General features: G+C 57.2%; 5 protein-coding genes. 3 read left to right on the forward strand and 2 right to left on the reverse strand.

The features are described 5' to 3' along the window. Together metR and ACLQ7H_RS27000 are read left to right on the forward strand one after the other, a co-directional pair. The coding region (metR, locus tag ACLQ7H_RS26995; RefSeq protein ID WP_411755330.1) for an HTH-type transcriptional regulator MetR at positions 1-617 on the forward strand (617 nt) is incomplete at its 5' end. A gap of 126 nt (positions 618-743) precedes the next feature. Further along, a complete protein-coding gene (locus ACLQ7H_RS27000; protein WP_411755331.1) occupies positions 744-3,326 on the forward strand; it encodes a hypothetical protein in 2,583 nt (860 codons plus the stop codon). Positions 3,327-3,383: 57 nt separating this feature from the next. Here the strand turns inward: ACLQ7H_RS27000 and ACLQ7H_RS27005 are convergent, their stop codons facing one another. Next, positions 3,384-4,244, reverse strand: coding sequence for a carboxylate/amino acid/amine transporter (locus ACLQ7H_RS27005; protein ID WP_024484623.1), 861 nt, complete (start codon positions 4,242-4,244; stop codon positions 3,384-3,386). A 157-nt stretch (positions 4,245-4,401) separates the two neighbouring features. Here ACLQ7H_RS27005 and ACLQ7H_RS27010 point away from each other — a divergent pair, with 157 nt between their 5' ends. Then, complete coding sequence (locus ACLQ7H_RS27010; RefSeq protein WP_411755332.1) at positions 4,402-4,758, forward strand: hypothetical protein; 357 nt, start codon at positions 4,402-4,404, stop codon at positions 4,756-4,758. On the opposite strand, the gene ACLQ7H_RS27015 is transcribed toward ACLQ7H_RS27010, so the two are convergent. Continuing rightward, on the reverse strand, positions 4,739-5,466 hold a 728-nt coding region (locus tag ACLQ7H_RS27015; protein WP_411755333.1), incomplete at its 5' end, for an AEC family transporter. The genes ACLQ7H_RS27010 and ACLQ7H_RS27015 overlap by 20 nt on opposite strands.

The raw sequence follows: 5,466 nt of genomic DNA on the forward strand, positions 1-5,466 counted from the left end.
GCTCCTATTTCCCGCAGGTGGTGATGGATTTCAAATCCGGCGTGACGTTCGATCCGCAACCGGCCTTGCAGCAAGGGGAACTGGATCTGGTGCTGACCTCGGACATCCTGCCGCGCAGCGGGCTGCATTATTCGCCGATGTTCGACTTTGAAGTCCGGCTGATCCTGGCACCCGATCACCCGTTGGCCAATAAGCCGCACATTGAACCGGCAGACCTGAGTGATGAAGTGCTGATGATCTACCCGGTACAGCGCCAACGGCTGGATATCTGGCGCCATTTCCTGCAACCGGCAGGCGTCAGCCCGGCGCTGAAAAACGTCGATAACACGCTGTTATTGATTCAGATGGTGTCAGCCCGGATGGGGATCGCCGCGTTACCGCACTGGGTGGTGGAGAGTTTTGAGCGCCAGGGGCTGGTGGTCACCAAAACGCTCGGGGATGGCCTGTGGAGCCGGTTATATGCCGCCACCCGCGACGGCGAGCAGCGCCAAACGGTCACCGAAGCCTTTATCCGCTCGGCACGTCAGCACGCCTGCGATCACCTGCCGTTTGTGCGTGATGCCGCCAGGCCCAGCGCCAATATTGCCGGGGCCAAGTCCTTAACCTCCTTGAGTTAACTGATTGCCGGACAAGGAGTCCAATTTTACACACACTCTGCACCAGGCAAATTCGGCAAAAGCAGTTACAGTAATTTCATCGGGAACAATTCCCCCACAGAAATTATCGGCTTTTCCGAGGCGCTTATGCGAACACTGCGTGGTTGTTATCAATGGTTCCTTCTCCTGGCGCTGTTAGCCAGCACAACGCTATGGGCGGCCGAAGCGGTTGCTCCCTGGCCCCACAGCGTGATCCTTTCCGGCACCTCCATGGCGTTGCACCAGCCGCAGCTCGACAGTTGGCAAGATAACCTGCTGAAAGGCCGCATGGTGGTGGCGGTGAAAACCGGCACCCTGACCGATGCCAAAGGCAACAAACAGGACAAAATCAGCTACGGCGTCGCCTGGTTCAGCGCCCGTACCAGTACCGACAAAGAACAACGGCAGGTTACGCTGGACAATATCAACGTTGAAAAGCTGAACTTCCCGACAGATAGCGCCAATCAAGACCATTATTTAGCATTATTACGCCAACTTCCTGCCAAAACGCTCTTGGTCAGCCTTGACCAGTTGGAGTCCGATCTGGCCATTCAGGATCAGGTCCCACAGCAGGGCGTGAAGGTAAACAACGCACCGCCAAAAATCCTGTTCGCTTTCCAACCCGCCGCGCTGGTGTTACTTGATGGGCAACCCGCCTGGCAGGCTAGCGGGCAATCAGGTGTGGAACGCGCCATCAATACCCGCTCATTGCTGCTGAAAAAAGACGGCACGCTGTATATCTACTTTGCCAATCAATGGTATACCGCACCAAACCTGGGCGGGCCATGGGCGCAAAAACTCACGGTGCCGGTAGAGCTGACCCAGGCCATGCAGGCCGCAGTGAAAAGTAAGCTGGTCACAACCGGGCCCCAGGAAAAAACATCGGTCACCAAACCAGCGGAGATCACGGTCTCCACTGAGCCAGCAGAGCTGATCCAGATCGACGGCGATCCACAGTTTATGCCGATTGACGGCACCCAGCTGTCTTACGTGGCCAATACGCCTTCGGATGTGTTTATTGATGCCCAGCAAAATAACAGGTGGTATGTGCTGGTGTCCGGCCGCTGGTTCCGTGCAGATTCCACCAACGGCCCATGGCAGTATGTTGCCGGTAGCGCTCTGCCCGCAGACTTTAGCAATATCCCGTCCGACAGCCCAAAAAGCGCGGTGCTGGCCTCGATCCCTGGTACGCCTGAAGCTCGCGAGGCGCTGATCGCCAACTCGGTACCACAGACCGCCAAAGTGTCACGCAGCAAAGCGGCGCTACAGGTTCGTTATGATGGCGGCAGCGCCAAATTCAGGCCGATCGACGGTACGCCTCTGCAATATGCCTGGAATACCGATGTGCCGGTGATCAAGGTAGACGGCAAAAGCTTCTTCGCGGTGAAAAACGGCGTATGGTTTGCAGCCACCGCACCGCAAGGCCCGTGGGCGGTTGCCACCAACGTCCCGGCGGTGATCTACACTATTCCAGCCAATTCTCCTTTGCATTACGTGACCTATGTTCGCGTCTACGGCAGCACCAACGAGGAAGTATACGTCGGTTATACGCCGGGCTATTACGGCACCGTGGCCAGCAATGGCGTGGTGGTGTATGGCACCGGATATCCTTGCAATGCCTGGGTTGGCAACGTCTGGTACAGCTGCCCGGCGACCTACGGTTACGGCAGCAGCTTTGCCTGGGACCCGGCGATCGGTTGGAGCTTTGGCTTTATCAGCGGCTGGATCTGGGGCAGTGCCTGGAGCCAGCCTTGGTGGGGCCCTTGGTACGGTTACTACCCGCCCTATCATCCTGGCTACTGGGGTGGCGGTGTGTCGGTGTATAACGTCTATAACCACTGGGGAAACACCGTGGCGCAAGGCGTGCGCACTGACTGGAGCAATCCGTGGAACGGCCATTATGGCAGCAACGTACGCGGCAGTTTTTACAATAATGCCACCGGCGGCCGCGGAGCCGGTTACGCCTGGCGCGATACCAACGGCAATAACAGCATCACCCACGGCGGTGCGGGCGGCGTACGCTTCAATCCACAGACTGGCCGTGCGGTAGCTGCCAACGGTGCCGGGGCTTATAACCCGAATACCGGCAACGGCATCGCCGGGGGAGAACGCAACAGCGTGAATACCAAGACCGGGCGCGTAACCCGCAGCCAAAGCATCAGTGGCACCACGCCGCAAGGGGCAGGTAAGGCAGGCAGCTTTACCACCGCTGGGAAAAATGGCGTGGCGCAAGGCTCTGGTTACGTGCATTACAACAAGGAAACCGGCCAGGTGACGCACGGTGGCGTGGTTAACGGCCCCGATCACGTCTACGCCGGGCGCGATGGCAATATCTATCAATACAACAACGGCAGTTGGCAACAGATGAACGCCAGCGGCAAGTTTGTTAAAAGCCAGCCTCCGGCAGAGGTCAGCAGCGCCCAGCAGGCCCGCCAACGCGGCGATGAACGTCAGACCGAGCGGGCGCAAACTTTACAAACGCAACCGCGCCTGAGTCAAGAACAGAACCAGAAGGTGCAGCAACGGTTACAACAAAGAACCCCTGCCCAGCAGGCACAACCACGCATTAATCAGCAACAGCATCAGCAGGTACAGCAACGGTTGCAACAAAGAGCGCCGGAACAGCATCATCAGTTCGACCGCAGTAACTATGAACCGCGTTTCCATGGGGGCATGGGGGGAAGAAGGTAGTCATAAAACTCACAAGGGGCGCTGCATGCAGCGCCCCCTACGATAAGACATCCTGCGTTAATGGGTGCCTTTCGGCGCAACCCAGCGGCGATGGACCCATAACGAAGCGACAATCACCGAGCCACCGATAATAAAGCTGGCCCAGTGCGGCTGCTGATGCCAAACAGCAAAATTAACCAACAGGCCCGCAGGCACATGCATGTTATTCATGATACCCAGCGTTCCAGCGTCCACCTGCGTTGCCCCGTAATTCCACATAAAGTAGCCCAGCCCGGAAGCCACCACGCCCAGCCAGACCAAAATGCCCCATTGCAGGTTGGTGGTTGGCAGTTGGTTCGGATTCCCCCACAGGAACCAGGCGACCACCGCTACCGCCGCCGCCCCCAGATAGAACCAGGAAAATGCGGTATGCTGCGGCAGCGGATGCACTTCCATCAGGCGTTTGTAACCTACCATGCCAATGGCGAAACTGATATTCGCCGCCTGCACCAACAGCAGCCCCCACCAGAAGTGATCGCTCAGTTGGTGGTAGCGGATAATCGCCGCCCCCAGTACGGCCAGCAACGCGCTGAACAGATAGCCCCAACGCAGGCGACGGCCACTGATCAGATCGTAAATCAGTGTGATATACAGCGGCGTCAGCACCGTAAACAGCAGGAACTCCGACACGGTCAGATAGATAAAGGCACGGAAGCTGATCAGATACATAATGCCAAGCTGGAACGCGCCCACCAGCATATACAACAGGATCACTTTCAGTTTGATGTTGCGCCAGCGCAGGAATGGCAGAAACACCAGCGCCGCCAGCCCAACGCGCATCAACACCGAGAACCAGCTGTCGACATTGCCTGCCAGGTATTCGCCGATCAGGCTAAAAGAAAATGCCCATAAAATGGTGGTAATAACCAGAAGCAGCACGACAAGTTCCCCCTAAAAGATCCGAAAAGGCGATTGTAACGGAAGCAGAACAACAATGTGGCGGAAAGGAGGTTTACGTCTGATTGCAAAATAAACTAACGGGCAATTTTTTCTGAGTACGTTAGGCTTAATACTCAGGGACAAACGGAGATAGAACATGAAACATTATCTTATTATCGCCACCCTGCTGTGGCTGCCTTGTCTGGCTGCAGCAGAAAACGGCGTCACTACGCTCAGCCAGCAACAGCAGTTTCTTAGCCAGCGCGACCAGCAGGGGCAGCAACAGCGTATGCTGAACAACCAGCAGATGGAGCAGCGCCAGCAGCAAGGTTATCCACTCAAGGCCAACAACCAGCCCAAAATGCTGCCCTACAACGGCAATAACAACCCGATGCAGCCGCAGATGACCCAGGGCAAGATGCTGCAAAACGGCAATCAGCCGGTTAATCCCTTTAACCAGACTGCTCCGGTAATACCGCAGGCACCGCTCCCGGCTACACCCTTACCCCCATAATAGTGAGGATTAACGGGGTAGTGATTGCCGCCAACGCGGTGGACATCACCAGGCTGGTAGCGGCTGGGCCAGTCAGCACGTTAAATTGGCGTGACATCAGGTAGACGTTTACCCCCACGGCCATTGACCCCAGCAGTACCACCACACGGGTCTCCATCGGGGGTAAATCCATTGACCAAGCCAGCAGCCAGACCACCATCGGCTGGACGATCAGCTTGAGGAAGCAGATGGCACTGCTCAGTTGCCAGCCTTCGCTGATGCGGTATTCCGCCAGCCCCATGCCGAGCACCACCAGCGACAGTGGAGCCGCCACCTGGCCCAGCATGCTGACCGGTTGATCGACAAACACCGGCAGCGGCAAGCCGGTCAGGCTAAACAACGTGCCAGACAGGATGCCGATAATCAGCGGGTTGGTCAGCACGCTGCGCGCCGTTTTGATAAAACCTTGCAACGTGGGGGAGCCATTACGCGCCCATTCGATGGAGATGGTCACCAGCGTCCACAGAATCAGGCCATTGAATACCAGCACCAAGGCCACCGACGGGATGGCTTCCTCGCCAAGCATCACCGTGGCGATCGGCAGGCCAAGCATGACGTTATTGGAGAAAATGCCGCCCAGAGCGAATACCGAACCCGAAACGCCGTCCAACTTGAAGATCCGCCGTGCGGCAATGCGGCCGATCACGAAGACGATCAGGCAACTGCCGA

The organism is Serratia sp. (in: enterobacteria) (assembly GCF_046715635.1).
In the GTDB taxonomy this organism is placed as follows: domain Bacteria; phylum Pseudomonadota; class Gammaproteobacteria; order Enterobacterales; family Enterobacteriaceae; genus Chania.